Below are 26,497 nucleotides of genomic sequence, written 5' to 3'. Positions count from 1 at the left end.
CCGAAGCCATCTACCGCACGCTCTTTGTTCAAACACGCGGGGCTTTAAAGAAAGAGCTTCTGGAGCACCTGCGGCGTACCCGGGGGATGCGTCGCTCGCGCCACTACACGCAGAAAACACCCATTCATGGGCGTATCGTCGATGCAGTGCCCATCAACGAGCGTCCAGCCTGCATTCAGGATCGGGCAGTTCCAGGCCACTGGGAAGGCGATCTGTTGTTCGGCGATGCCTACAGCCAGATTGCGACGCTGGTCGAGCGACACACGCGCTACGTGATGCTGGTCAAGCTGGTGGACAAAGACTCCTACACAGTCGCTGCGGCGCTGGCCAGGCATGCACAGACCTTGCCGCAAGAGCTCTATCGCTCCTTGACCTGGGATCGAGGATCGGAGATGGCGGGGCACAAGCGCTTCACGGTGGCCACCGACATCCAGGTCTACTTCTGCGATCCGCAAAATCCATGGCAACGCGGAACGAACGAGAACACCAATGGGTTACTCAGGCAGTATCTGCCTAAGGGCCTCGACATCTCGGGCTACTCACAGGATGAGTTGGATGCGATTGCCCGAAAGCTAAATGAGCGGCCCAGGAAAACCTTAGGGTACAGAACCCCGGCTGAGATGTTTAACGAGTGCGTTGCATCGACCGGTTGAATCCACAGGGCAAAGGGAACTGCCGTGCGTGGTCGGCCCGCCGGACGTGGCACGACCAGGGTTTAGCGGGTAGGAGAGGACGCTCAGGCGGCGCTGGGGGCCACCCCGAGCAGGCTTTGCAGATGGCTGCTGGAGGTGGTGTATTGCAGCAGCACGGGCTTGTCGGTCAGGTATTCCGCGATCGAGAAAGCCGCCAGCGTGGCTTCGTGAAAGCCGCAGACAATCAGCTTGCGCTTGCCCGGGTAGTGGTTGATGTCACCCACGGCGTAGACGCCCGGGGCTTCGGTGACGAAGGTGCCCGTGTCCACGGGCAACTGCTTTTTGACCAGCTCCAGCCCCCAGTCGGCCACGGGGCCGAGCTTGGGCGAGATGCCCTGGAACACCAGCCACTGCTGCACCGGCAGGCTGTGCGGGCTGCCATCGGGCAGGCTGACGTCGAGGGCCTGCAGCGCCGTGCCATCGGCCTGCAGCGCCAGGGGTTGGGCGGCCAGCACGCGGATGCGGCCGGCGGCCTGGTGGGCCTGCAGCTGGGCCAGCAAGGCTTCAGGGGCGGTGAAGACCTCGCGGCGGTGCATCAGGGTGACGCTGGCCGGTGCTTGGGCCAGGGCGTCGATGGCGGCCTGCACGGCCAGCTCATCGCCGCCATGCACCAGCACCTGCTGCCCGCGCAGGGGCAGCCGGGCCAGATCGGCCGGGTGGTAGTGCACGCTGTTGCCGACCAGGGCGTCGATGCCGTCGACCTTCACGGCCTTGGGCACGAACGAGCCCACGCCCGCAGCAATCACCACGGCCTTGGCGCGCAGCGTGGTGCCGGTGGAGGTGCCCAGCAGCCACTGGCCGTCGTCCTCCTGCGCCAGGGTCTGGACCTGCTGGCCCAGGTGCAGCGTGGGGGCAAACGGCGCCATCTGTTGGCGCAGGCGCTGCACCAGCTCGGCCCCTGTGCACACGGGAATGCCCGGGATGTCGTAGATGGGCTTGTCTGGGTACAGCTCGGCGCACTGGCCGCCCAGGTGGGGCAGTGCGTCGATCAGGTGGCTGCGCAGCCCCTGCAAGCCCAGCTGGAACACCTGGAACATGCCCACCGGGCCTGCGCCGATCACGGCGACATCGGTGGACAGCGGGGCGGAGCAGGTGGGGGCAGAGGTCATACGGGTGGGTGCAAAGCGATCAGGCAGCTACAAAGCAAACAGCCCCAGTGGGCTGGGGCTGATGGGGGGGCGATCGGAGCCAGCGTGGACGGAGGCGATCAACGCTCCAGCAAGCTGAGCTTACCTTCCTTGCCATTCCATTCATCGGCATCGGGCAGAGAAGCCTTGCGCTTGGTGATGCTCTTCCAGCCCTTGGCCACGGCCAGCTCCGCGTTGAGCTTGATGAAGTGCAGCTGGTCGGCCGGCGTATCTTCTTCCGCAAAGATGGCGTTGGCCGGGCACTCGGGAATGCAGACCGCGCAGTCGATGCACTCATCGGGGTCAATCACGAGGAAGTTTGGTCCTTCGCGGAAGCAGTCCACGGGGCAAACATCCACGCAGTCGGTGTATTTGCACTTGATGCAGTTTTCGGTGACGACGTGTGTCATGAGAGATTCTTCTTATGCAGTATGCAAGGGGATCGGTATTAACCCACGATTCTAGGTTTTTTCCTGAACCCTGCCAGCAGTGGGCATGGATTCAGGGGTATCAAGCTGCGGTTTCCGTGTGGCGGATCAAATCCGGGGGCGCGTTCAGCGCACCAGGACGGCTGCCGTGGTGGCGTTGCTGGCGGTGTCCACCAGGATCAGCGAGCCCAGGGCACGGCTGCGGTGGAAGGCGGCGGTGGGAATGGCTTCCTGCAGCGCAAACTCCACCACGCCGATGGCGTTGGGCTCCAGCTGGGCGGCGTCTTCTTCGGCCAGGGTGTTGACGTTCAGGCGGTGCACCACGCGCTGGGCCTTGGCCTTGACCCAGCGGTGGCCGTGCAGCGCCCAGTAGACGCGGCCGGGCACCAGGGGCTCGTTGTCCATCCAGGCCACGGTGGCGCTCAGGCTGCGGCTGCTGGGCCAGGCGGGCTGGGCGGTGGGGGTGTCGAAATCATCCTCGGCCACGGCGGCCTGCACGGGGGCAGCCACGATCCAGTCGCCGCGCGAGACATCCACCTCGCGGTCCAGCGTGATACCGGCGGACAGGCCCGCCGTCACGCCCTGGGGGGCGCGGGCATGGTCGATCACCTGGGCGATGGTGGCCAGCTGGCCGCTGGGCAGAATCTGCACCTGCGCGCCCACCTGGGCGCTGCCGGCGGCCACACGGCCCCAGAACACGCGGCGGCCCTGGGTGGTGACGGCGCTGTCGTGGAACTTCTCCACCCACTGCACGGGGAAGGCCAAGGGCAGATCGCTGTCGGCCGGGGTGTTGGGCAGCTGCTCCAGCAGTTGCAGCAGGCTGGGGCCGTCATAACCGGCCCAGCCATGGTGGGCGTTGACCACGTTGTAGCCCTTGAGGGCCGACACGGGCACGGTGGCCGCCACGGCAATGCCGGCGTCCTGGGCGAAGCGCTCCAGGGCGCCGCGGATGTGGGTGAAGGCCAGGGCCGGGTCGGCCACGGCGTCCAGCTTGTTGACGGCAAACACCAGCGAGTGCACGCGCAGCAGATGGGCCAGCAGGCTGTGGCGGCGCGTCTGCGGCAGCAGTTGCAAGCCGGGGTTCTGCCAGTCCAGCTTGGTGGCGTCCACCAGCACCACGGCGGCGTCGGCGCTGCTGACGGCCGTGACCATGTTGCGCGTGTACTGCTCATGGCCGGGCGCGTCGCCGATGATGAACTTGCGCGCGTCGGTGTTGAAGTAGCGGTAGGCCACGTCGATGGTGATGCCTTGCTCGCGTTCGGCCGACAGGCCGTCGGTCAGCAGGGCCAGGTCGGTCTCGCCGCTCTTGGTCACGCCGGCCAGCTGGTCCTGCAGCACGGCGCGGGTGTCCACCAGCAGGCGGCCGATCAGGGTCGACTTGCCATCGTCCACCGAGCCGCAGGTGATGAAGCGCAGGGCAGAGACGTGGTCGGAATCAGAGTCAAATTGGCCGTTAGCGCCTGCTGTGCCTGCGCTAGTAGCTATGGAATTAATGATTTCAGTCATCGAAAGCTTTCAGTGAGTGAGTCAGGGCATGACCTCAACTCAGGCACGGCCCAACCCAGAACCACCGCGCAAGGGCCGCCCCGCCGCGTTGGTGGTGTTCCCCTTCCCAAAGGCGAAGCCTGCAAGAGAAGGGGGAAGGCGCGTGAGCGCCTCAGGGGGATGCATTAAAAGTAACCGTCTTTCTTGCGCTTTTCCATGGATGCTTCGCTGGTCTTGTCGTCCATGCGCGTGGCGCCGCGTTCGCTGACCTCGGCGGCCAGGGTCTCGATCACGATCTCGGCCGCCGTGGCCGCCGTGCTTTCCACGGGGCAGGTGCAGGTGATGTCGCCCAAGGTGCGAAAACGCACATCGCGCACCACGACCGTTTCGCCGTCTTTGGGCGGGGTCAGCTCCGTCACGGGCACCAGCAGGCCCTTGCGCTCGACGATGTGGCGCGGGTGGCTGTAGTACAGGCTGGGCAGGGCGATCTGCTCACGCTCGATGTACTGCCACACGTCCAGCTCGGTCCAGTTGCTGATGGGGAACACGCGGAAGTGCTCGCCGGGGGCAATGCGGGTGTTGAACAGGGTCCACAGCTCGGGGCGCTGGGCCTTGGGTTGCCATTGGCCAAAGCTGTCGCGGTGGCTGAAGATGCGTTCCTTGGCGCGGGCCTTTTCCTCGTCGCGGCGGGCGCCGCCAATCAGCGCATCAAAGCGGAACTCTTCAATCGCTTCCAGCAGCGTGACCGACTGGTGCGCATTGCGGGGCTCTTCCGGGTGGGCCAGGCGCACCGTGCCGCGCGCCATGGAGTCTTCCACGCTGCGCACGATGAGCTCGGCCCCCAGCTCCTGCGCCCGGAAGTCGCGGAAATCGGTCACTTCGGGGAAGTTGTGGCCGGTGTCGATCATCAGCAGCGGGTAGGGGATGCGGCCCGCGCCAAAGGCCTTCTCGGCGCAGCGCAGCATGACCAGCGAGTCCTTGCCGCCCGAGAACAGCAGGGCGGGACGTTCAAAGGCGGCGGCCACTTCGCGCAGGATGAAGATGGTTTCCTCTTCCAGCGCATCCAGGTGGCGGTTGCTGAGCTGGCTCAGCACGGGGGTGTCCACACGGGCGTTCATACAGATACTTTCAAACGAAATCGGGCTCTAGCGCTTATCCAGTAAGGGCTGGTAGCTATGGTTCTTAGTGGGATATGTGCAGGCCGCATTCGCGGTTGTCTTCACCCTTGGTGGGGTCCACGTAGTCGAAGTTGTTGGGCAGGCCGTGCTGCTCGCAGTATTCGTACAGGTCCTTGGACGACCAGTGCAGCAGGGGCGCCACCTTGATCAGGCCATCGGGGTTGATGCTGACCGGGTCCATGGCCGCACGCACGGCGGTGTCGGTCGCGCGCAGGGCGGTGAACCAGACCTGGGGCGCGGTCTCGCGCAGGGCACGGGCAAAGGGCTCCAGCTTCACCTCGGCGGTGAAGGCCGCGTGGCGCGGGTCATCCAGCGCGGGCGTGGGGCCTTCAACGGCCTCGCGGTGGGCGCGCGAGCGCAGCGGCAGGTAGATCTTGAGGTTGAGCCCAAGCTGCTTGGTCACCGCATCGGCAAACCGATAGGTGGCTTCGGTGTTGTAGCCGTTGTCCATCCAGACCACGGACACGTCGGGGCGGGCGCGCGTCACCATGTGCAGGATCACCGCCTCGAAGGGGCGGAAATTGGTGGTGACGATGGTGGGCAGGTCCAGGCCGACGGCCCAGTTCACCAGGGCCTGGGCGTCGCGGCCCAGTTCGGCATTCACCTGGGCCAGATCGAGGGTGGGGGCAAGTGCGCTCATGCGGTGGCCTGGCGTGCGTGGAAGTGGGGCAGGGGGTTCACGGCGTCGGCCTGGTAGTAGCCGCCGAAACGCTCGAACTGGCGCTGGGCATCGGCTGCGTCCACGCCTGCGCGCAGCACGGCGCTGCTGAAGCCGGTGCGCTGCATCTGCACCAGTTGGTCGATCAGCACATCGCCCGTGGCGCGGATGTCGCCGGCAAACTTCAGGCGGCGGCGCAGCAGGTAGGCCTGGCTGAAGGCGCGGCCGTCGGTGAAGGCGGGAAAGTGCAGGTCGATCTGCGTGATGCCGTCCAGGTTCACGTCCAGCACGTTGGTGTCGTTGGCCAGCACCAGCACGGTGGCCGTGCTGGCGGTCGGGGCCTGGTAGTCGTTGTGGGCCAGAATTTGCATGGTGGTTTCCTTGGGGTTCTGGGGGCTCAGACGGCTTCGGCTTCCACCTCGGCAGGCGCGGGGTGGCGCGCGGCCTTGCCGGCTTCCTTGAACGGGTCCAGGCCGATGCGGCGCACGGCGTCGATGAAACGCTCGCCGGGCTGGCGCAGGTCGCGGTAGGTGGTCAGCACGGCTTCCAGCACGTCGGGCACTTCGGCGGCCGAGAACGAGGGGCCGATCACCTTGCCGGCGCCGGCTTCGCCGGACAGCGTGGAGCCGTCCGAGCCGCCCAGCGTGACCTGGTACCACTCCTTGCCGTCCTTGTCGACGCCCAGGATGCCGATGTGGCCGCTGTGGTGGTGACCGCAGCTGTTGATGCAGCCGCTGATGTGCAGGTCGATCTCGCCGATGTCGTCCAGCTCGTCCAGGTCCTGGTAGCGCTGGGTGATGGCTTCGGCAATCGGCAGGCTGCGGGCATTGGCCAGGGCGCAGAAGTCGCCGCCGGGGCAGGCGATCATGTCGGTCAGCAGGGCCACGTTGGTGCTGGCCAGGCCCAGGGCCTTGGCCTGCTGCCACAGGGCGTGCAGCTCGCTGGCATGCACCCAGGGCAGCAGCACGTTCTGGTCGTGGGTGACGCGGGCTTCCCCGGCGGAGAACACATCCATCAGGTCGGCCAGGGCGTCCAGCTGGTCGCCGTTGGCATCGCCCGGGGCCTGGCCGGGGCGCTTGAAGGACAGGGTCACGGCGCGCAGGGCCGGGTTGCGGTGGGGGTGCACATTGCGCTGCACCCAGCGTGCAAACGCGGGCGAGGCGGCAATCTGCGCCTGCAATTCGGCATTGGCCTGCTCGGCGCCAATCGCGGGGTGGGACGACAGGTCGGGCTCGACGAACATGGCCGCCACGCGGTCGAATTCGGCCTGGGGCACGGTGTGGGGGCCGCCATCGACTTCGACGATCTGGCGGTATTCCTCTTCCACGGCGTCGATGTAGGCCTGGCCTTCGGCTTTGACCAGGATCTTGATGCGGGCCTTGTACTTGTTGTCGCGGCGGCCCAGCTCGTTGTAGACGCGCACGATGGCCTCGATGTAATTCATGATCTGGTTCCAGGGCAGGAACTCACGAATCTGCGTGGCGATCACGGGGGTGCGGCCCATGCCGCCGCCCACGAAGACCTTGAAGCCGACCTCGCCTGCGGCGTTCTTCACCAGGTGCAGGCCCACATCGTGCCAGCCGGTGGCCGCACGGTCTTCGGCCGCGCCGGTGATGGCGATCTTGAACTTGCGCGGCAGGAAGGCGAACTCGGGGTGCAGCGTGGTCCACTGGCGCAGGATTTCGGCGTAGGGGCGGGGGTCCACGGCCTCGTCCACGGCAATCCCGGCCAGGGCGTCGGTGGTGGTGTTGCGGATGCAGTTGCCGCTGGTCTGGATGCCGTGCAGGTTCACCGTGGCCAGCAGGTCCATCACGTCGGCGGCCTTGGACAGCGGGATCCAGTTGAACTGCACGTTGGTGCGCGTGGTGAAGTGGGCGCAGTGCGTGGGCAGGAAGGTGGTGCCCAGCTTGCCCTGGCCGTCCATGGCGGCCTGGAAGACGGCGGCTTCGGGCTCGTCGTACTCGCGTGCCACGCGGGCCAGCACCCGCACCTGGGCGGCATTGATTTCGCCATACGGCACGGCCACGCGCAGCATGGGGGCGTAGCGCTGCACATACCAGCCGTTTTGCAGGCGCAGGGGGCGGAAGTCGTCTTCCGCCAGCTTGCCGGTCTGCCAGCGCTCCAGCTGGTCTCGGAATTGGTCAGCGCGTTGCTGGACAAACGCTTGGTCGAATTCGGTGTATTGGTACATGGCGCAGTCGCGATCGTGGAAAGCTGGGTCTTGTCGTTGGAAACCCTCTGGCTGCGCACTGTATGAAATCTCTTTATAAAAACAAACGATTGTTTTGTTGTTGTCTTATATCTCCGTGAAATATGGCCTGAAGTTAAGACTTGCTCGTCCGCAGCGGACGCCATGCGGAGACATCGCAAAAAGCCCGTGTGGTCCAGCCCACGCGCAGCCTCGGAATGTTTGATGGATGCGGTTTTTACCGACAGAATGCCGGGAATTTCTTCACCAACGCACCCTATGCACTGTCACCACTGCACACATCCGCTGTCCGATAACGCCAAATTTTGCAAACAATGCGGCACGCCCACGCAGGCGGCTGCCGGGACGGAGGAGGTGGCCGTGACCAAGCAGGCGTGCAGTGCCTGCGGGGCGCTGTGCTCGCCCGGTGCCAAGTTCTGCCTGCAGTGCGGCGTGGCACGCACCGCAGCCGCAGTGGTGACCCCGACTCCGGCCTCGACCCCGTCTGCGCCGCTGGTCAGCCCGCCCGTTCCGGTGACGCCCGCTGCGGACCCTGTCGCACCAACCCCGCTGGTGACGGGGCCTGCGGTCAACCCGTCCAAGCCCGCCGCCTTGCAGCCCAAGCTGCTGGCGCTTGTGGTGGTCGGGGTGTTGGCCGTGGCGGCCGGCGGCACCTGGATGCTGTTCAAGCCGGGGGCGCAGACGGTCATCAACGCCGAGCGCCTGAACGATCCGACCCCCAGCCTGCCGGAGGACGAAGACAAGGCCCGGGCGGCGAATATCGTGGGGCCCCAGGCCGAGGCGCTGGACCCCGCGCCCGCCGCTGAGGCCCTGCCAACCCCGGCAGAACCCGCCGTGGTGGCTGCTCCGCAGCCGCTGGAGCCCGCCGAGGCCCCCACGCCGGCCCCGGTGGCGGCCACGCCCAAACCTGCGGCCCCCAAGCCTGTGGTGCCCAAGCCGGCCCCCAAGCCTGCCAACACGCTGGACAGCTTGCTGGATTGACGCGCCACGGGCCTGCCATCCACCACCACAACCGAGGAAGGACGCCACATCGCTAGGGCCGCGTGGCTGACATCTTCCCGACAGATTCCGAGAGACCGAGAGAGAGAGAGGTGAACCCATGCGAATGATCAAGACAACCGTGGTGGTGGCTGCACTGCTGACCGTGACAGGCTGTGCCACCATGGACGAGGCCAGCAATTCGCTCAGCTGCATGCTGGCCCGCGCCACCGGCAAGGCCTGCGGGGGCCAGGAAGCTGCCATGGCCAGCACGGGCCAGGGCGGGCGCTTCGAGCAGTTGCAGACCGTGTTCGAGCAGGAAATCCAGACCGCCCGCGAGGCCCAGGCGCGCGCCGTGGCCGCGACACAGCCGCTGGGGCCCAAGCAGCGCGCCGTGGCTGGCGAGGTGGCGGTGATCCACGTCGACATCACCGACAGCCGCAGCCAGCAAAAGCGCAACATGCGCACCCTGGATGCCATGACCCTGGACATGCCCCTGGGCGGCAAGGGCAAGGACGGCTACACCCAGGCCATGGACGAGATCAAGGACCTGGCCAACACCCTGGCCGACAACCGCGGCAGCGCCAGCATCCTGGTGCAGCAGAACCCGGCCGATGTGAAGGCCAAGCGCGTCAACACCGCCTCGGGCAGCACCAAGAGCCCGGCCGGGCAACCGATTGCGGTGGAAAAACAAACCACCGCCAATGTGCCTGCCGGGGTGGAGCGCTACACGGTCAAGGCCGGCGCGATCCGCGGCAGCCTGTGAGGTCATGGGGGTCCGCGGACCACTGCGGGCCCCAGGGATGGCGGGCACACCGCCACCCATCGCTTGTCAAAAAGAAAGAGGGACGGGATGAGTTCTAGACTGCAAAACATTCAATTTTCGGCGCTGGCGCGCGCGGGCGAAGGCCTGACGCAATGGCGGCCCCTGGCCATGGGCTTCATCACGCTGGTGGCGTGTGGCCTGCTGGTCTTTGTCAGCCAGGCCCTGGCCCGTGGCATGGGCGGCTTTGCCGGCGTGCTGCTGTTCGGCCTGCTGATGCTGGCGACCGCGGTGGTCTTCTTCTCCGGCGTTTCCGCCGTGGGCGTGATGCTGATGGACAAGGCCCAGGGCATCGCCGTGCGCGGTTTTGCCGATGCGGCCTACGCGGGTCTGCTGTGCGTGCCCAAGTTCCTGGGGTTGGCGCTGCTGGCCCTGGTGGCCACGCTGGTGTTCTACCTGGTGGCGGCCATCATCTACTTCGTCTGCAAGATCCCAGTCCTGGGGGCGGTGCTGGCCTTTGTGGCGCACCCGGTGCTGATCATCGCGGCGTCCACCTTGATCGTGGCCTGGGTCTGCGTGGTGGCGCCCATGTTCGCGCCCGCCGTCTGGAGCGGCCTGCCGTTCAAGGCCGCTCTGGCCAGCGTGATCGGCATCGCCCGCAACCGCCTGGTCGAGGTGGTGCTGATGCAGATCGTGCTCTACGTCATCCTGATGGTCATCACCGGCCTGCTGTTCATGGGTCTGCTGCCGGCGTCGATCAGCCTGACGGCCATGGGCACTGGCATTGCCGCTGGTGGCGCGGGGGGCATGGGGCTGGAAGGCCTGATGTACATGGGCCCCCGGGCCCTGTCGCACATGGGCATGTCGGGCTCGGTGATTGGGCTGTGGCTGGGTGTGGGCGTGCTGTTCTGCGTCATCTTCGCCCTGCTGGGCCAGGTGGCGGTGATGGGCCAGAACCTGGTCTATCTGCAAGCCAGCGCCAGCATCGACAGCACAGGCGAGGAGCAGGCCCTGGACGGTGTGTGGAGTGATGTGCGCAAGCGCGCCGAAGAAGCCAAGGAACGTGCCAAGGCCGCCGCCGAGCGGGCCAAGCAGGTCGCGGCACAGAAGGCGCAGGAAGTTGCCGCCGCCAACGAAGCACGCAAGGCCGCTGCGGCCGAGCAGGCGCAGCAGCAGGCCGCGTTGGCCGCCGAGCGGGAGGCCGCCCGCCAGGCAGCCGAAGCGGCACGTCTGCAGGCCGAACAAGCAGCCGCAGAACAAGCCGTAGCCGCGCAACAGGCTGCGCAGGAAGCCCAACGCTTGGCCGACGCACAGCCAGCGGCAGCCCCGCAGGCCCAGGAGGCCGCCCCGGCGGCCCCTGCGGTGGTGCCCAGCTGCCCCAGCTGCCACGGCCAGGTAGGCCGCACGGACAGCTTCTGTGAGCACTGCGGCCACAAGCTCAAGCCCTGAGCGGCACCGCGCACACAGCAAAAAGCCCCGCAGGGTCACCCTGCGGGGCTTTTTTTGATGCGCGGCTGCGGCGTCGGGCTCAGAAAGGCTTGGCGCCCATCAGGCCGGTCAGTGCCAGCAGGGCCAGCAATTGCACGGCCAGCAGGCCGCGGCGCTGCCCCAGCTTGGCGGGGCTGTCGGCGCGCTTGGCAAAGCCGATCGCCAGACCATGCACCACGTACAGGATCAGGCCGATGTAGGGGTACATCATCTGCTGCCAGGGGCCGACGAAGGTGATGGCCAGGCCGGTCAGCGCGGCCAGGCCGCCAAAGATGCGGGTGCAGACATAGACCAGCGCGCTCTTGCGGGCGGGCGTGGCCTGCCAGGCCAGGGCGGCAAAGCCGACCGCCAGCAGCAGTGTCAGCACGGCCAGCAGCATGTGGGAGTGTTTCAGGGCGGTATACATGGGCAATCGTGTTCCAGGGTTGTAGAAAGCAGGAGCTTGTCGCGCTGGTGTTGTGTGGTTTTGCCGGGGATTGTGCTTGGAAATGCTTTTGGCAGCCACGCTGTCAGCTATCTTTTTGCGCAGCACCGGCGCCGTGGGGCGCGCGCAGTGTCTCCAGGTGGATGCTGGTTTCCGTGTGGCTGATGCCCTTGATCAGCCGGATGCGCTCCAGCGCCCGCGCCAGCTCGGGCAGGGTGGCCACCTGCAGCTCGGCCAGCAGGTCCCACTGGCCGTTGGTGGCGTGCAGGGCCTGCACGGCGGGTTCGCCCAGCAGGCTGGCGGTCACGCGCCGGGCATCGTTGCCCTCGATGGCAATGCTCATCCAGGCCTGCAGGCCGCCGGTGTCGGCTGCGGGTTTGAGGCGCAGCGTGTAGCCGGCGATCACGCCCTCGTCCTCCAGCCGGCGCAGGCGGTTGGTGACCGTGCCGCGTGAGACGCCCAGCCGCGCCGCCAGCGTGGCCACGCTTTCGCGCGCGTTGTGGCGCAGCAGGGCGATCAGGCGTTGGTCGATCTGGTCCAGATTGGACATAGTGGCAATCCAGGTTGTCGAAATGACAGGTATTTAACGATTTTGAGTCAAATTTGGCAATTTGAATTGTGCTTGACCTGTGTCACGCTTGGTGCATCGCCCTGGAGCCCCCATGGCAGGAGGACCTATGACCCCCGTGACCCCCACCACCCACCGCTTGCCCCGCAACGCCGCACCCACCCCGGTGCACACCGAGTTCTTGAGCGCCAGCGACGCCGCCCACCTGGTGGCGCGCGTCGGCGTCGTGGCCTGCCTGCGCCAGATGGTGCAGGCGCTGGAGGCGGACTTTGCCCGCTGGAACGATTTCGACAAGACCGCGCGCACGGCGGCACACTCCGCCCACGGCGTGATCGAGCTGATGCCCGTGGCCGACGCGCACGACTACGCCTTCAAATACGTCAACGGCCACCCCGTCAACACCCAGCACGGCCTGCCCACGGTGATGGCCTTTGGCGCCCTGGCTGACGTGGCCACCGGCGCGCCGCGCTTTGTCAGCGAGCTGACGCTGACCACCGCCTTGCGCACCGCCGCCACCTCGGCCATGGTGGCGCGCCGGCTGGCGCGGCCGGACAGTCGCTGCATGGCGCTGATCGGCAACGGCGCGCAAAGCGAATTCCAGGCCCTGGCCTTCCTGGACCTGCTGGGCGTGCGCACGCTGCGCCTGTTCGATGTGGACCCGGCCGCCTCGGCCAAGCTGCAGCGCAACCTGGCTCCTTGGCTGGACCAGTACGGTGCCAAGGCGGTGACCGTGGACAGCGTGCAGGCCGCCGTGCAGGGGGCGGACATCGTCACCACCGTCACCGCCGACAAGCGCAACGCCGTGGTGCTGGACGCCCGGGCGCTGGCGCCGGGCATGCACCTCAACGCCGTCGGCGGTGACTGCCCCGGCAAGACCGAGCTGGCGGCCGAGGTGCTGCGCCGCAGCAGCGTGTTTGTCGAGTACGAGCCCCAGACCCGGCGCGAAGGCGAGCTGCAGCAGATGCCGGCCGACTTCGCCGTCACCGAGTTCTGGCGCGTGCTGACCGGCCAGGCCCCCGGGCGCGTGTCGCCGGCGCAGATCACCCTGTTCGACTCCGTGGGTTTTGCGCTGGAGGATTACTCCGCCCTGCGTACCATGCAGGCGCTGGGGCGCCAGGCGGGGCTGCTGTCGGCCATCGAGCTGGTCCCTACCTTGGCCGATCCCAAGGACTTGTTTGCCCTGCTGCACCCGGCCGCCGGGGTGGGGCATCCCGTTTTGCACAAGGTGGCGTGAATGCAAAAGCTGCAAAAACAAGAGCTATTGGCGCAAGACCAGCAAGCGCTGGAGGCCAAAAAGGCTGTGACTCTGATCGGCGTGCCCACCGACGTGGGCGCCGGCCGCCTGGGCGCCGCCATGGGCCCGGATGCGCTGCGCGTGGCCCAGCTGGGCCGTGCGCTGGGCCGATTCGGCGTGGACGTGCAGGACATCGGCAACCTGGCCGGACCGCCCAACCCGCGCGGGCCGCGCGATGCCCAGTGCCTGCGCAACTACGCCGAATGCCTGGCCTGGAACCAGGCGGCGCACGATGCGGTGTATGCCCAGCTGCAGGCCGGGCGCATGCCCATCATGCTGGGCGGCGACCACACCCTGGCCACCGGCTCCATCAGCGCCGTCGCGCGCCACTGCCGCGCCACCGGCCAGCGCCTGCGTGTGCTGTGGCTGGACGCGCACGCCGACTGCAACCTGCCCGAGATCAGCCCCACCGGCAACCTGCATGGCATGCCCGTGGCCAGCCTGTGCGGCCAGGGCCCCGAGCCGCTGGCGGCCCTGTCGGGCGCCATCCCCGCCGTGCAAGGCCCGCAGATCTGCCAGATCGGCCTGCGCAGCGTGGATGCGGTGGAAAAACGCATCATCCAGCGCCTGGGGCTGGAGGTGTTCGACATGCGCGCCATCGACGAACAAGGCATGCGTGCCGTGATGCAGCAGGCCCTGGCGGGGCTGGATGGCCCGGACGGCGAGGGCGTGCACCTGCACCTGAGCTTTGACGTGGATTTTCTGGACCCCGAGATCGCCCCCGGCACCGGCACCACCGTGCGCGGCGGCCCCAACTACCGCGAGGCCCAGCTGTGCATGGAGATGATTGCCGACACGGGGCGCCTGGCCTCGCTGGACATCGTGGAGCTGAACCCGGCGCTGGACATCCGCAACCAGACGGCCGAGCTGGTGGTGGATTTGGTGGAGAGTTTGTTTGGCAAGAGCACCTTGGTGCGGGGGTGAGGCGGGGCTTTTTTTGCCTTGCGTTGGCTTGGTGGGTGGCAGCCCTGTGTCGTCGCTGCGCTGCGACAGCTTGCACCTGAGGGGCGGCGGGTTGTAGCGCCAGTGAAGACTTGGTGATCAGAGGCCGGGAGTTCGCCCCGGCGGCAGAGTCACTTTCAGGGGGCGCCCAGAAAGTAACCTTCACGCTTGCGTGGGACGTAACTCATATGGCGTAGCAATGTGAGTGGAGACCAAAGATGCGCTTTGGAATCCCTGACGTGGAACTCGCTGCGCGCTGGCAGCGCTTCGCTCAACCAGCCACGGCAAGTCAGGTGGACGAGGCAGACCTGTCTCGCAGCGCGGCTGCGGCAGGTCTGCGAGAAGAGCCAGCGTTGTGGCGGAGCATGCGGGCATGAGGAGGCACAGCGCCACCCGTGTGCGCCCGCAAGCGTCGTGCTCTGTGAGAAAGTCCTTCGGACTTCCTGCGACGGTCTGAGCGCAGCGCGTTCCCCCAGGCAGCCGTCGGCAGACGCGTTGCTTTGGCCTTCATTCACGGTGCTTCGCAGTGTGCGTGGCGTCCCACGCCAGCGTGAAAGTCACTGGGCTGCCGAGGGGCCTCCTCGGCCTTTGCCCCACAACACACCATCCGATATGCATACAGACGCTGCAGACTGTGACGATGTATATATCAAATTGGCTGCTAACGCTTGCTAGAAAAGCGCCAGCAGCTCTTGTTTTTGATTGGACGAATCTTTGTCAATTCGCTGGCAACGGCGCCACTTCAGCTTTCTGTCCCTGGCGTGCCAGGCGTTCGGTGCCCAAATGCAGGGCCAGCTTGGCGTCCAGCGGCAGGGGTTCGCCGTGCAACTGGGCGGCGATCAGCTCGCCGCACAGCACGGACAGGGTCAGGCCACGGGCCCCCAGGGCGGTCAGCGTCCACAGGCCGGGCGCGGCATCGTCCACCGGGCCGGCAATCGGCAGGCGGTCGTGGCTGGCCACGCGCACGCGGCCCCAGGTGGGCTGGCAGCGTTCGTCGCCCGGCGTGAACCATGGGGCCAGCGGCATGGCGCTGGCGGGCAGCAGCGTGGCGAGCTTGTCGTAATTCACCGCATGTGCGGCCATCTGGTCTTCGGCGGAGATGGGCAGGGTGTCCACATCGCGCTCGAAGGTGGAGCCCATGACCCAGGCCGCGCCGGGGGCCAGGGGGACGTGGGTGACCAGGTTGCCATTGCCGTTGACGGGGAAGGGCGGCAGCGCGGTGGCGTTGGCGGGGGTGTGCCAGCCCCAGGTGATCTGGCCGCGCAGCGCCTGCAGGGCCCAGGCGGTGCCTGCCGGCAACAGCGCCGCAGTGCCGGGGCCGCAGGCCAGGATGGCCAGATCGGCCTGGGCCAGCACCTGGCCTTCGGCATCCAGGGCCTGCCAGAGGCCGGCGTCCGTGGCACGCAGCTGCGCCACCGGGGTCTGGCCGCAGAACTGGATCAAGGGGTGCTGCAGTTGCGCCTGCACCAGCTGGGCCGGGCGCACCCAGCCGGCCTGGGCGTGCCAGCAGGCGGTGGTGTCCGCGGGCAGGCCGGCGGCCTGCAACTGCTCGGGCGTGGTGGCGTGGCTCCAGTCGGCGCCGGGGCCGTGGGCCCAGTCGGCGGGCAGGCCGGTGCCGCCGTCGGTGCAATGCTCCAGCACGCCGCTGTGGCCCCAGTCCTGGCCTTCGTGGCAGACATCGCGCAGGCGCTGCAGCGTCAGGCGCACGCCGCTGCGTGACAGGCGCGAGAGCACGCTGTCGTCGGGCGAGACATGGGGGCAGAACAGCCCGGCCGGCAGGCCGGAGGCCCCATCGGCCGGGTCCAGCCCCTGGCCCAGCACCGTGACCTGCCAGCCGCGCAGCGCCAGGCTGTGGGCCACGGCGGCGCCCGCCAGGCCCGCGCCCACCACCAGGGCCGTGCCCGGCTGGGTGACGGTGGGCGGGCTGGTGCTGCGCTGGCGCGGCTCCCAGCGTGGGTCAAACCGCAGCACCGGGGTGGCTGATGTGGTGTCCGCCACAAAGCCCACGCCCGCCAGGGCCTGCTGCAGGGCAGCATCCGCGGGGTTGACGGCCAGCACCGTGCCCCGCCGGCAGTGGCGCGCCAGGGCCTTGAGGCTGTGGGCATCGCTGGCCCAGGGGGTGTGCAGCAGCACGGCATCGGCCACGCTGTGCTGCTGGCGCAGCAGGCTCTGCGCCTCGCCCACCCACAGCGTCAGCAGCACGCGGCCGTGGTCAAAGCCCAGGCGGTGCACGCCGGGCAGCAGGCCGTACAGCTGGTCGGCCAATGCCTGGGCCTGGGGCTGCAGCGCCGCCGGGGCCTGTGCCAGCACCTGCTGGGTGGTCACGGGCTGTGCCAGCACGGCGGTGACGTGCAATTGGGCGCTGCGCGCGGGGTCGGCCTGCCAGGCGGACCAGACCTGCAGAAAGCTGTCCCCGTGGCCGAAATCGGTGCTCAGCAAGCGCCAGCTGGGGCGGCCCTGCCAGGCCAGCAACGGGGAGGAAGGGGACCGCAGTGCAGGTGGAAAATGCATATCTATGAATAAAAATCAGGCGCGATCGCCTGCGGGGCTCACTCCCAGCGCTGCTGGTAGGAGAACACGGGCAGGCGCCAGCCAAAGCGGATGGCGGCCAGGCGCAGGCCCAGTCCCCCGGCAAAGCACAGGGCGGTGCTGATGCCGATCGACACCTCCAGCGCCTGCAGGCCCAGGTAGAGCAGGCAGACCAGCATGGAGACGCTGGCATACAGCTCGCGGCGGAAGACCACGGGCACCTGGTTGCACAGCACATCGCGCAGAATGCCGCCGCTGATGCCGGTGATCATGCCAGCCATGACGACCACCAGCGGGTCATACCCCAGCTTGATGGCCACGTTGCTGCCGATCAGCGAGAAGGCAATCAGCCCCATGGCATCCAGCAGCAGGAACACATGTTTCATGCGTTGCATGTAGCGTGCAATGACGGTGGTCAAGAGGCCCGCAGACACCACCAGGTAGACATAGGCCGGATGCTGGGTCCAGCCGATGGGGTAGTTGCCCAGCACCATGTCGCGGATGGTGCCGCCACCCAGGGCGGTGACGAAGGCGATCACGACCACGCCAAAGATGTCCATGTTGCGCCGCCCGGCGGCCAGCGCGCCGGACATGGCTTCGGCCGTGATGGCGATCAGGTAGATGACGAGGATGACGTCCAGCTGGACGCTGGCGGCGGAGTGCAGGAAATCGGACAGGACGGACACGGCAGGCAGCGCCCATGGGCGCACAAGGGTGAGACCCACACGCCCAGGCCTGCAATGCAGCAGCTGCCATGGGGGCATGGATGAGCCTCTCCCGCTGTCCTTTTACCTGAGAGTTTTTGCACGGCGCATGTTCGTCATGCGCGCGCTTGCCCCTTCGGTGAGCCGGCTGACCTTGTGCCAAGGTCCCGGCTGCTCTCCAGTCGGCATGTGTGTTCCGTGGTGCTGGGTGCCTGAGCGATTATGGGAGTTTGCGCCTTCGGCGGAGGCCGGCCCGGTGTGGCTGCCTCGCTCTCCCACGGAAAACAAAAGCTGCGATTATGGCCTGCGTGCAAGACCCAAACGCCCAGGGGGACTTGCCGGCCCATAAAAAAACCGGCCTGTGGGGCCGGTGGGCGGGGGCTTTGGCGGAACCGTTGTCCTGCCATAGGGTGTCAGGCCAGCCGGCGCAGGGCATGGCGCCCAACTCCTGCGTCACTGCTGCTGAGGTAGTACTTGTGACGCCTGCGCCTGCCGTGCTTGCTGCCGATGTGGCATGTAGCCCGCCGCTGCGTCGCTGCCGCAGAAGTGGTTGGGGCGCAACCACTTCACTGGGCATTACTGCGCGCTGGGAGGCACGTAACCGGCGGCAGCGTCCGCGCCAGCGCCGAAGAAGTGGTTTTCCATCTGGCGGGCCAGGTATTGGCGGGCGCGGGCATCGGCCAGGTTCAGGCGGTTTTCGTTCACCAGCATGGTCTGGTGCTTGAGCCAGTCGGCCCAGGCTTGCTTGCTCACATTTTCAAAAATGCGCTTGCCCAGTTCACCGGGGTAGGGGGGAAAGTCCAAGCCTTCGGCTTCCTGACCCAGTTTGATGCATTGAACGGTACGTGCCATGGGGTGTCCTCGGTTGATTTCAGATGTTTAGGTAATAAAGAACTGAAATCTTATTGGTTTAAGTTTTGTTGGCTTGCTTTCAGAATGCCATTCAACGGTGAAACGGACCGTATTTCCCAGCACAACCCAGAAAGCCAACAATGAACGATCGCCGCAACTTTATCAAGATTCCCGTTGCCCTCAGCCTTCTGGCGGGCTTCTCCTTCACGGCTTTGCCGACATTCGCGGCCGACCCGGTCACCCTGCTGAACGTGTCCTATGACCCCACGCGGGAGCTGTACGTCGAGTACAACAAGGCGTTTGCCAAGCACTGGAAGGCCCAGACCGGCCAGGACGTGACCATCAAGCAGTCGCACGGTGGTTCGGGCAAGCAGGCGCGTTCCATCATCGATGGCATCGAATCCGATGTGGCCACCCTGGCCCTGGCGGGGGATGTGGATGCCCTGGTGAAGAACGGCAACTACCTGTCGGCCGACTGGCAAAAGAAGCTGCCGCTCAACAGCGCGCCCTACACCTCCACCATCGTGTTCCTGGTCAAGAAGGGCAACCCCAAGGGCCTGAAGGACTGGAACGACCTGGTCAAGCCCGGCGTGCAGGTCATCACCCCCAACCCCAAGACCAGCGGCGGTGCGCGCTGGAACTACCTGGCCGCCTGGGAATACGCCAAACGCAAGAACGGTGGCGACGAGGCCAAGGCCAAGGACTTCGTGAAGCAGCTGTTCGCCAACGTGCCCGTGCTGGACACCGGCGCCCGTGGCTCCACCATCACCTTCGTGCAGCGTGGCGTGGGCGATGTGCTGCTGGCCTGGGAGAACGAGGCCTTCCTGGCGCTGCGTGAATTCGGCCCCGAGAAGTTCGAAATCGTCGCGCCGTCCATCTCCATCCTGGCCGAGCCCACGGTGGCCGTGGTCGACAAGGTGGTGGACAAGAAGGGCACGCGCAAGGTGGCCCAGGCTTACCTGGAATACCTGTATTCCGACGAAGGTCAGCAGATTGCCGCCCGCAACTTCTACCGCCCCACCAACGAGAAGATCAAGGCCGACTTCGCCAAGCAGTTCCCCAAGCTGGAGCTGTTCACCATCGACCAGGCCTTTGGCGGCTGGGCCAAGGCCGACAAAGCCCACTTTGCCGACGGCGGCAGTTTCGACCAGATCTACACCAAGAAGTGATGTGCCGCACCCGCGGCCCGGGGGCGGCGTTGCACGCCGCCCCGATTGTTTGAAGGAGCGCACCATGTCCACCCCCATCGTTTCCATCGCAGCCCCTGTCGCCACCTCGCGCGACGTGTTGTGCGTGCACGCCCTGCGCGTGCTGCGCACCACGGCGCAGCAATGGGGCATGGGGGCCATGCCGCGCCCGCAGCGCACACCGCAGGTGCCGCGCAGTGGCCATGCCACCTCGCCGTGCGCGGCGTTGCGGGCCTGGGGGCTGGCAGCATGAGTGCCCGCCTGCCAGCCGATGGCGTGGTGCTGGGCGTGCACCATGTGCAGCTGTCCTACCCGGCCCACCTGCAGGCGCAGGTGGAACGTTTCTACAGCGAGGGCCTGGGGCTGCCACGGATCATGCATGCCCAGGTGCTGGCCTACCTGGCCGGTGCCCAGCGCATCGACCTGGTGCCGCGCACCACCCCGGGCCACGGCTGCGAATGCCTGGGGCACCTGGCCTTGCAGGTCGCCGGGGTGCAGGCGCTGCAGCAGCGCCTGCAGGCCCAGGGCGCCACGGCCCTGGCCGTGGTGCGCGTGGCCGAGGGCTGGCGCTTTTACGCCAAGGACCCCGCCGGCAACACGCTGGAGTTGCTGCAACCCGCGCCGCTGGCCGCCCCACGGCCGCGTGCGGCCCCGGTGGCGCAGCCGGCAGGCCAGCAGCAGGCCCCCGTGGACAGCGCCTGGACGGTCGCTGCATGAAATTGGCTGTCCGCGCTTGCTGGTCAAGCGCGGACAGCTTCTGTTTTGATAGTCTATGAATTTCCAGCAATTGCGCTCCGTGCGCGAGGCCGTGCGCAGCGGCTTCAACCTGACCGATGTCGCGCAGATCCTGCACACCTCGCAACCGGGGGTCAGCCGCCAGATCCGCGAGCTGGAGGAGGAGCTGGGGGTCGACATCTTCCTGCGGGCCGGCAAGCGCCTGACCGGGTTGACCCAGCCCGGCGCCGAGCTGCTGCCCATCGTGGAGCGCCTGCTGCTCGATGCCGACAACCTGCGCCGCGTGGGGGCCGACTTCAGCGCCAGCGCGCACGGGCAGCTGGCGATCGCCGCCACGCACAGCCAGGCGCGTTATGCGCTGCCGCAGGTGGTGCAGGAGTTCCGCCAGCATTACCCCCAGGTGCGCTTGCACCTGCACCAGGGCTCGCCCAAGCAGGTGGCGCAGATGCTGCTCAGCGGCGAGGCCGACCTGGGCGTGGCCACCGAGGCCCTGGCCGGCTACGAGGGCCTGGTCACGCTGCCTTGCTACCGCTGGACGCACAGCGTGGTGCTGCCGCCCGGCCACCCGCTGCTGCAGCACGAGCTGCCGCTGACCCTGCAGGACCTGGCGGCCTTTCCCATCATCACCTACGAGCAGGGCTACACCGGGCGCGCCCACATCGACGAGGCCTTCGAGCGCGAGGGCCTGGCCCCCGACGTGGTGCTGACCGCCATGGATGCCGATGTGATCAAGACCTATGTGGAGCTGGGCATGGGTGTGGGTATCGTCGCCTCGGTGGCGCTCGATCCCGAGCGCGACCTGCACCTGCACGCACTGGATGCGGGGCATTTGTTCGAGGTAAACGTCACCCGCCTGGGGCTGCGCCGCGGTGCCTGGCTGCGCGGCTATGCCTACGACTTCATGCAGCGCTTCGTGCCCACGCTGACGCGGGAGGTGATCGCGCAGACCCTGCAAGGCAAGGCGCCGGCGGTGTAGAGTCGGGCCCGTGTTGCGCGCTTACCCACCCCCTCATTTCTGGATCCTGCACATCGATGGCTCGGCCATGCCCAACCCGGGTCGCATGGCCGTGGGCCTGGTGCTCACCGGCCCCGACGGCTCCCACCACCGCGCGGCGCGGCGCCTGCCGCACACCGGCTGCAACAACGAGGCCGAGCTGACCGCCTTGCTCGACGGCCTGCAGGCCGCGCAGCAGGCCGGCGCCCAGGCCTTGCTCGTCTACACCGACAGCCATGTGCTGCTGGAGCAACTGGCGCCAGTCCCCGGTCGCCCACCGCGGCCGATTGTGCGGCTGGAGCCGCTGTTCGCCCAGGCGCGCCAGGCCTTGCAGGTCCTGGGCACAGTGCAGTTGCGCTGGGTGCCGCGGCGCTGCAACAGCGAGGCCGATGCCCTGGCGCGCGCGGCCGCCGAGGCGCTTGAGGTTTGAGAAAAACATAGCGCACAGCGCAGGCTGCACAAGCGCTGGTGCCATTTTTGGCTAGGGATGGTGTTCAAAAATCTGCCGCTGGCGCTGTCTGAAGTACGGCGCCGCGCCTGACAATACGCTCATGAAGCAACAAGACCTCGGCCTGAATCTGAGCAAGCGACGCACGCGCAAAGCGGTATTCTTGGACTAGATGAACCTGGTGGTGCCGTGGTCTGAGTTGCTGGCATTGATTGCTCCGCGCGCACCGCGAGCCAAGACCGGCAGACCTCCGTTCGAGTTGGAGACCATGCTGCGCATTCACTTCGTCCAGCAGTGGTTCGGCCTGTCCGACCTGGCGATGGAAGAAGCCCTCTTCGAGACCGCGCGATACCGGGAGTTTGTGGGTCTGTCCAGCGTCGAACGTATTCCCGACCGGGTCAGCATCCTGCGCTTTCGCCATCTGCTCGAAGAGCACCAGTTGGCCCAACGAATCCTGGCTACCGTCAACGCCACGCTCACCGATAAAGGTCTGATGCTGCGCGAAGGCACGGTGGTCGATGCCACCCTGATTGCCGCGCCCAGTTCGACCAAGAACAAGGGGGGTGAACGCGACCCCGAGATGCACCAGACCAAGAAGGGGAATCAGTGGCATTTTGGGATGAAAGCCCACATCGGCGTGGATGCCGATTCCGGCCTGGTTCATACCGTGGTGGGCACGGCGGCCAACGTCAACGACGTGACTCAGGCCAGCAAGCTGGTCCATGGTGACGAAGCCGATGTGTTTGCCGATGCGGGTTACCAGGGCGTGGCCAAGCGCGAAGAGACGCAAGACATCACTGCCCAGTGGCATGTGGCTATGCGCCCTGGCAAGCGCCGTGCGCTGGACAAGAGCACGCCCATGGGCGCCATCCTGGACAAGCTGGAGCAGGTCAAGGCACGTATCCGGGCCAAAGTGGAACACCCATTGCGCGTCATCAAACGGCAGTTCGGCTACACCAAGGTCAAGTACCGTGGCCTGGCCAAAAACACGGCCAACCTGGTAACGCTGTTTGCGCTGAGCAATCTGTGGATGGCGCGGCGCAAGCTTTTGCAGGGTCTGCATGGATGAGTGCGTCCACAACCGGCCAAAGGGCCAGCGGCAAGGATGAAATGCCCTTATTTGCAGCCCAAAAAACGCCGAATTCGTCATCATGTGGAATATCTCGACTCAGTGGCCACCGCCACGGGTGTTTTGAACACCATCCCTAGAAACTCTGGTGCAACCGCACCGTGATGGCCGGGGGCGCGGCTGTGCCGGCCCGGCCTGCTGCCATGCGCCATCCACGTGGGGTCCCCGCTTTCCTGTCGCCGCGCAAGGTACTCAGAGCCTGAGACAATGTCGCCCATCATGAGTGACCAGAACGACAAGATTTCCCCCGATACCGAATACGCCGACATGCCCGCCGCCAACCCCAGCCTGCCCGAAGGCTGGCTGGAAGTGGTGTCCATGGACATGGAAGCCAAGGGCGTGGCCCGCAAGCCCGATGGCAAGGTGGTGTTCATCGACGGGGCTTTGCCCACCGAGCTGGTCACGGCCAACGTGCACCGCAAGAAGAACAACTGGGAAGCCGCCAGCCTGCGCGAGATCCACCGCGAATCCGCACAGCGCGTGCAGCCCGGCTGCCCCAACTTCGGCCTGCACGACGGTGCCTGCGGCGGCTGCAAGATGCAGCACATGCACGTGGCAGCCCAGGTGGCCGTCAAACAGCGCGTGCTGGAGGACAACCTGTGGCACCTGGGCAAGGTCAAGCCCGAGACCCTGCTGCGTCCCATCGAAGGCCCGGCCTGGGGCTATCGCTACCGCGCCCGCCTGTCGGTGCGCTATGTGATCAAGAAAGGCAAGGTGCTGGTGGGCTTCCACGAGCGCAAGAGCCGCTACATCGCCGACATGGAAACCTGCAAGGTGCTGCCGCCCCATGTGGACGCCATGCTGATGCCCATGCGCGCGCTGATCGCCAGCCTGGATGCGCGCGAGACCTGCCCGCAAATCGAGGTGGCCTGTGGTGACCATGTCACCGCCCTGGTGCTGCGCCACCTGGAGCCGCTGTCCGACGCCGACCTGCAGCGCCTGCGCGACTTTGCCGCCGCACAGAACGTGCAGTGGTGGCTGCAGCCCAAGGGCCCGGACACCGTGCACCTGATGGACCCGTGTGGCCCGCAGCTGTCGTATGCGCTGCCGGACTTCGGCATCACCATGCCGTTCAAGCCCACGGACTTCACCCAGGTCAATCCGCACATCAACCGTGTGCTGGTGACGCGTTCGCTGCGCCTGCTGGATGCGCAAAAGAGCGACCGCGTGATCGACTGGTTCTGCGGCCTGGGCAACTTCACGCTGCCGCTGGCGACCATGGCGCGCGAGGTGCTGGGCATCGAGGGCTCGGACGCGCTGGTGCAGCGCTCGCACGAGAACTACGCCGCCAACAACGCCACGCGCGCGCAGGACGACCAGCTGGCCCCGACCCGCTTTGTGGGCCGCAACCTGTTCAACATGACGCCGGCGCTGCTGATGGCCGACGGCAATGCCGACAAGTGGCTGGTGGATCCCCCGCGCGAGGGCGCGTTCGCCCTGTCCAAGGCACTGGCCGACATCCACCAGATCCGCATCGGCGCCAAGCAGACTGGCGTGGCCACCGAAGAGCAGCCCGACCTGCTGCCGCCGCTGCCCGAAGGCCACGAGGCCTGGCAGTTCCCCGAGCGCATCGTCTACGTCAGCTGCAACCCCGCCACGCTGGCGCGCGATGCCGGCCTGCTGGTGCACCAGGCGGGCTACCGCTGCGTGGCCGCCGGGGTGGTCAACATGTTCCCGCACACGGCCCACGTGGAATCGATGGCCGTGTTTGAGCGCGCCCACTGAGGGTGTGCCTGACCGGGGCGGCGTTGCTGCCCTGGGTGTGACACACCACAAAAAAAGCCCGGATGAGCGCAAGGCTCTCCGGGCTTTTTTGTGGGGGCACCCGCTCAGCTGCGGGGGCGGGTGTATTCGGTTTCGACGTCGTCTTCGCGGGCGCGTGCAGGCTCGGGCTTTTGCGTCAGCACCGAGGGTGTGCCCTCCAGCTTGTGCTCGCGCATGTACTCGTCCATCTCCTTCCAGCCGGCGAACACCATGGCCTTGGGGGCCTTGGGGTTGAGGGTGTAGCAGTCTTCGATGCCGCGCATGGCATGGCGGCAGGCGCTGCCGATGGCCTTGGCCTCGTTCTCGCGGATCACCATGCGGGGGTCCGGACCCAGACCCGGCACCTGTTCAAGACAACCTGCCAGCAAGCCTGCGGCCAGCGGCAGCAGCAAGAAGGCAGGGCGGAAGGAGTGGAGATGTTTTGGCATGTGTCAGTGGTATCGACAAGCTGCAGACAATATTAAGGGTTTCTTCGCGCGGACGTAAAAAAAGCCCCCGAAGGGGCTTTTGGGGCCTTGTGGCCGTGCATCAGTCGCGTTCGCCGCCCATGATGCCCAGCAGGGCCAGCAGGCTCTGGAACACATTGAAGATGTCCAGGTACAGGGCCAGGGTGGCGCTGATGTAGTTGGTCTCGCCGCCGTCGATGATCTGCTTGATGTCGTACAGCATGTAGGCCGAGAAGATGCCGATGGCCAGCATGGAAATCGCCATCATGCCCGCGGTGGAACCCACGAACACGTTGATGACGGCACCCACCATCAGCACCAGCGCGCCGACGAACAGCCACTTGCCCATGCCGGAGATGTCACGCTTGATGACGGTGGCCAGCGAGGCCATGACAAAGAACACGCCGGCCGTGCCCGCAAAGGCGGTCATGATCAGCTGTGAGCCGTTGCTGAAGCCCAGCACCATGGCAATCATGCGCGACAGCATCAGGCCCATGAAGAAGGTAAAGCCCAGCAGCACGGGCACGCCTGCGGCCGAGTGCTTGGTTTTTTCGATGGCGAACATGAAGCCGAAGGCGCCGCCCATGAAGACGAGCAGGCCCACAAAGCCTGTCAGGCCGGCCGTGATGCCGGTGGCCACACCAACCCAGGCGCCCAGCACGGTGGGCAGCAGGCTCAGTGCCAGCAGCCAGTAGGTGTTGCGCAGCACTCTGTGGCGCTGCTGCTGCGCGATACCGTAGCTTGCAGAGTCCAAAGTGTTTACTTGGTGGTTCATTGAGTGTTTTCTCCTGTTGAACGGGCGAAATGCCCGTGGCGTCCATTCTATGAGAAGGGTTGCGGGGTGTAAGTTCCCGCCGCCCGTGCAGGACGGAGCGGTTTTCCGCGCGTTTTTGGGTTGGAATGTTTTGCGCAGAAGGTTGGGGCGGGGGGCTGGATTGTCGCTATGCTTGCCCTGTTTTGTATACAAATTGTGGGAGTCGTAGCGATGAAGAGCAAGTTTGAACTGGAATTGGCCGATGTCAAGAAAATTGCCGCCGCGGCAGAAGCCGAAGCGCTGAAAAACCACTGGCCAGTGACCATCTCCATCGTGGACGATGGCGGCCACCTGCTGTGGTTGCAGCGCCTGGATGGCGCCGCCGCCATCTCCTCGCACATTGCGCCGGCCAAGGCCCGCTCGGCCGCTCTGGGCCGCAAGGATACCAAGGCCTTCGAGGACATGATCAACAACGGCCGCACGGCCTTCCTGAGCGCGCCCTTTGTGGATGGCCTGCTGGAAGGTGGCGTGGCCATCCTCAAGGACGGCCAGTGCCTGGGCGCCGTCGGTGTTTCCGGCGTGAAGGCCAGCGAAGATGCGCAGGTGGCGCAAGCCGGCATTGCGGCGCTGGGCCTGTAAGCCGCTGCTTCTGCGGCCATAGAAAAAGCGACCGGTCAGGTCGCTTTTTTTGTTGGGAGCTTCGTGGAAAAAAGGACTGGCT

At 66.5% G+C, this 26,497-nt stretch carries 27 protein-coding genes, 1 pseudogene and 1 riboswitch; of the genes and pseudogenes, 14 read left to right on the top strand and 14 right to left on the bottom strand.

Going from position 1 to position 26,497, the window contains the following annotated elements; genetic code table 11:
- Nucleotides 1-653, top strand: a 653-nt coding sequence (locus CA2_RS10790) for an IS30 family transposase (protein WP_042416642.1), incomplete at its 5' end; no start/stop codon positions are given.
- A gap of 83 nt (nt 654-736) precedes the next feature.
- Here the strand turns inward: CA2_RS10790 and CA2_RS10785 are convergent.
- The 7 genes from CA2_RS10785 to CA2_RS10755 form a co-directional block, all read right to left on the bottom strand.
- Entirely contained in the window at nt 737-1,801 is a 1,065-nt protein-coding gene (locus CA2_RS10785; protein ID WP_042416604.1) for an NAD(P)/FAD-dependent oxidoreductase, read from the bottom strand.
- 98 nt (nt 1,802-1,899) lie between these two features.
- The gene (fdxA, locus tag CA2_RS10780; RefSeq protein ID WP_042416602.1) at nt 1,900-2,229 is read right to left on the bottom strand and encodes a ferredoxin FdxA; all 330 of its coding nucleotides are present in this window, start codon (nt 2,227-2,229) and stop codon (nt 1,900-1,902) included.
- 144 nt (nt 2,230-2,373) lie between these two features.
- The gene (locus CA2_RS10775) at nt 2,374-3,753 is read right to left on the bottom strand and encodes a sulfate adenylyltransferase subunit 1 (RefSeq protein ID WP_042416600.1); all 1,380 of its coding nucleotides are present in this window, start codon (nt 3,751-3,753) and stop codon (nt 2,374-2,376) included.
- Between the two features lie 164 nt (nt 3,754-3,917).
- Nucleotides 3,918-4,850, bottom strand: a complete 933-nt coding sequence (cysD, locus tag CA2_RS10770; protein WP_042416599.1) for a sulfate adenylyltransferase subunit CysD — start codon at nt 4,848-4,850, stop codon at nt 3,918-3,920.
- Between the two features lie 64 nt (nt 4,851-4,914).
- Nucleotides 4,915-5,550 (bottom strand): phosphoadenosine phosphosulfate reductase domain-containing protein, encoded by a 636-nt coding sequence (locus CA2_RS10765; RefSeq protein ID WP_042416596.1) that lies wholly within the window; start codon nt 5,548-5,550, stop codon nt 4,915-4,917.
- Nucleotides 5,547-5,939, bottom strand: coding sequence for a DUF934 domain-containing protein (locus CA2_RS10760; protein ID WP_042416593.1), 393 nt, complete (start codon nt 5,937-5,939; stop codon nt 5,547-5,549). Before CA2_RS10760 ends, CA2_RS10765 begins: the two co-directional genes overlap by 4 nt.
- Before the next feature lie 26 nt (nt 5,940-5,965).
- Nucleotides 5,966-7,759 (bottom strand): nitrite/sulfite reductase, encoded by a 1,794-nt coding sequence (locus CA2_RS10755; RefSeq protein WP_042416590.1) that lies wholly within the window; start codon nt 7,757-7,759, stop codon nt 5,966-5,968.
- A 162-nt stretch (nt 7,760-7,921) separates the two neighbouring features.
- Here CA2_RS10755 and CA2_RS18755 point away from each other — a divergent pair, with 162 nt between their 5' ends.
- From CA2_RS18755 to CA2_RS10740, 3 genes are all read left to right on the top strand, one after another.
- Entirely contained in the window at nt 7,922-8,758 is an 837-nt protein-coding gene (locus tag CA2_RS18755) for a double zinc ribbon domain-containing protein (RefSeq protein WP_081888962.1), read from the top strand.
- Nucleotides 8,759-8,876: 118 nt separating this feature from the next.
- The gene (locus tag CA2_RS10745) at nt 8,877-9,521 is read left to right on the top strand and encodes a hypothetical protein (RefSeq protein ID WP_042416587.1); all 645 of its coding nucleotides are present in this window, start codon (nt 8,877-8,879) and stop codon (nt 9,519-9,521) included.
- Nucleotides 9,522-9,608: 87 nt separating this feature from the next.
- Nucleotides 9,609-10,967, top strand: a complete 1,359-nt coding sequence (locus CA2_RS10740; RefSeq protein ID WP_042416583.1) for a zinc ribbon domain-containing protein — start codon at nt 9,609-9,611, stop codon at nt 10,965-10,967.
- A 79-nt stretch (nt 10,968-11,046) separates the two neighbouring features.
- On the opposite strand, the gene CA2_RS10735 is transcribed toward CA2_RS10740, so the two are convergent.
- Nucleotides 11,047-11,412 carry a hypothetical protein gene (locus CA2_RS10735; RefSeq protein WP_042416579.1) on the bottom strand — a complete coding sequence of 122 codons (366 nt, stop codon included), beginning with the start codon at nt 11,410-11,412 and terminating at the stop codon, nt 11,047-11,049.
- Nucleotides 11,413-11,515: 103 nt separating this feature from the next.
- Nucleotides 11,516-11,971, bottom strand: a complete 456-nt coding sequence (locus CA2_RS10730) for an Lrp/AsnC family transcriptional regulator (protein ID WP_042416637.1) — start codon at nt 11,969-11,971, stop codon at nt 11,516-11,518.
- Nucleotides 11,972-12,107: 136 nt separating this feature from the next.
- Between CA2_RS10730 and ocd the strand changes: the two genes are divergently transcribed.
- Both ocd and rocF read left to right on the top strand, forming a co-directional pair.
- Nucleotides 12,108-13,232, top strand: coding sequence for an ornithine cyclodeaminase (ocd, locus tag CA2_RS10725; protein ID WP_042416576.1), 1,125 nt, complete (start codon nt 12,108-12,110; stop codon nt 13,230-13,232).
- On the top strand, nt 13,233-14,216 hold the full coding sequence (gene rocF / locus CA2_RS10720; RefSeq protein ID WP_042416574.1) for an arginase: 984 nt from the start codon (nt 13,233-13,235) through the stop codon (nt 14,214-14,216).
- Between the two features lie 735 nt (nt 14,217-14,951).
- Here the strand turns inward: rocF and mnmC1 are convergent.
- From mnmC1 to CA2_RS10705, 3 genes are all read right to left on the bottom strand, one after another.
- The gene (gene mnmC1, locus CA2_RS10715) at nt 14,952-16,745 is read right to left on the bottom strand and encodes an FAD-dependent 5-carboxymethylaminomethyl-2-thiouridine(34) oxidoreductase MnmC1 (protein ID WP_081888961.1); all 1,794 of its coding nucleotides are present in this window, start codon (nt 16,743-16,745) and stop codon (nt 14,952-14,954) included.
- 38 nt (nt 16,746-16,783) lie between these two features.
- On the bottom strand, nt 16,784-17,440 hold the full coding sequence (locus CA2_RS10710; protein ID WP_414111679.1) for a trimeric intracellular cation channel family protein: 657 nt from the start codon (nt 17,438-17,440) through the stop codon (nt 16,784-16,786).
- A gap of 216 nt (nt 17,441-17,656) precedes the next feature.
- A riboswitch (glycine riboswitch) is annotated at nt 17,657-17,755 on the bottom strand.
- A gap of 288 nt (nt 17,756-18,043) precedes the next feature.
- Nucleotides 18,044-18,319, bottom strand: a complete 276-nt coding sequence (locus CA2_RS10705) for an oxidative damage protection protein (RefSeq protein WP_042416570.1) — start codon at nt 18,317-18,319, stop codon at nt 18,044-18,046.
- 140 nt (nt 18,320-18,459) lie between these two features.
- Between CA2_RS10705 and CA2_RS10700 the strand changes: the two genes are divergently transcribed.
- The 7 genes and pseudogenes from CA2_RS10700 (at nt 18,460) to rlmD (ending at nt 24,537) form a co-directional block, all read left to right on the top strand.
- On the top strand, nt 18,460-19,488 hold the full coding sequence (locus CA2_RS10700; protein ID WP_042416566.1) for a sulfate ABC transporter substrate-binding protein: 1,029 nt from the start codon (nt 18,460-18,462) through the stop codon (nt 19,486-19,488).
- A 64-nt stretch (nt 19,489-19,552) separates the two neighbouring features.
- Complete coding sequence (locus tag CA2_RS10695; protein ID WP_156106018.1) at nt 19,553-19,759, top strand: hypothetical protein; 207 nt, start codon at nt 19,553-19,555, stop codon at nt 19,757-19,759.
- Nucleotides 19,756-20,223, top strand: a complete 468-nt coding sequence (locus CA2_RS10690) for a VOC family protein (RefSeq protein ID WP_174435612.1) — start codon at nt 19,756-19,758, stop codon at nt 20,221-20,223. Before CA2_RS10695 ends, CA2_RS10690 begins: the two co-directional genes overlap by 4 nt.
- Before the next feature lie 55 nt (nt 20,224-20,278).
- Nucleotides 20,279-21,217: a CysB family HTH-type transcriptional regulator gene (locus tag CA2_RS10685; protein ID WP_042416560.1), complete on the top strand. Its 939-nt coding sequence runs from the start codon at nt 20,279-20,281 to the stop codon at nt 21,215-21,217.
- A gap of 10 nt (nt 21,218-21,227) precedes the next feature.
- Nucleotides 21,228-21,665: a reverse transcriptase-like protein gene (locus CA2_RS10680; protein WP_245620938.1), complete on the top strand. Its 438-nt coding sequence runs from the start codon at nt 21,228-21,230 to the stop codon at nt 21,663-21,665.
- Nucleotides 21,666-21,786: 121 nt separating this feature from the next.
- Nucleotides 21,787-22,752: pseudogene (locus CA2_RS10675) on the top strand (IS5 family transposase).
- A gap of 327 nt (nt 22,753-23,079) precedes the next feature.
- Nucleotides 23,080-24,537: a 23S rRNA (uracil(1939)-C(5))-methyltransferase RlmD gene (gene rlmD, locus CA2_RS10670; protein WP_245620939.1), complete on the top strand. Its 1,458-nt coding sequence runs from the start codon at nt 23,080-23,082 to the stop codon at nt 24,535-24,537.
- Between the two features lie 104 nt (nt 24,538-24,641).
- Here the strand turns inward: rlmD and CA2_RS10665 are convergent, their stop codons facing one another.
- Nucleotides 24,642-25,004 (bottom strand): hypothetical protein, encoded by a 363-nt coding sequence (locus CA2_RS10665; protein WP_042416558.1) that lies wholly within the window; start codon nt 25,002-25,004, stop codon nt 24,642-24,644.
- 100 nt (nt 25,005-25,104) lie between these two features.
- Nucleotides 25,105-25,797, bottom strand: coding sequence for a Bax inhibitor-1/YccA family protein (locus CA2_RS10660; RefSeq protein ID WP_042416555.1), 693 nt, complete (start codon nt 25,795-25,797; stop codon nt 25,105-25,107).
- A gap of 210 nt (nt 25,798-26,007) precedes the next feature.
- Between CA2_RS10660 and CA2_RS10655 the strand changes: the two genes are divergently transcribed.
- Nucleotides 26,008-26,415: a GlcG/HbpS family heme-binding protein gene (locus CA2_RS10655; RefSeq protein WP_042416552.1), complete on the top strand. Its 408-nt coding sequence runs from the start codon at nt 26,008-26,010 to the stop codon at nt 26,413-26,415.
- Nucleotides 26,416-26,497: the final 82 nt, after the last annotated feature.

Origin of the sequence: Comamonas aquatica NBRC 14918 (assembly GCF_000739875.1) — a bacterium.
Lineage (GTDB): Bacteria > Pseudomonadota > Gammaproteobacteria > Burkholderiales > Burkholderiaceae_C > Comamonas > Comamonas aquatica.
The sequence above is the reverse complement of the archived record's forward strand: the minus strand, read 5'-3'. Positions and strand labels throughout refer to the sequence as shown.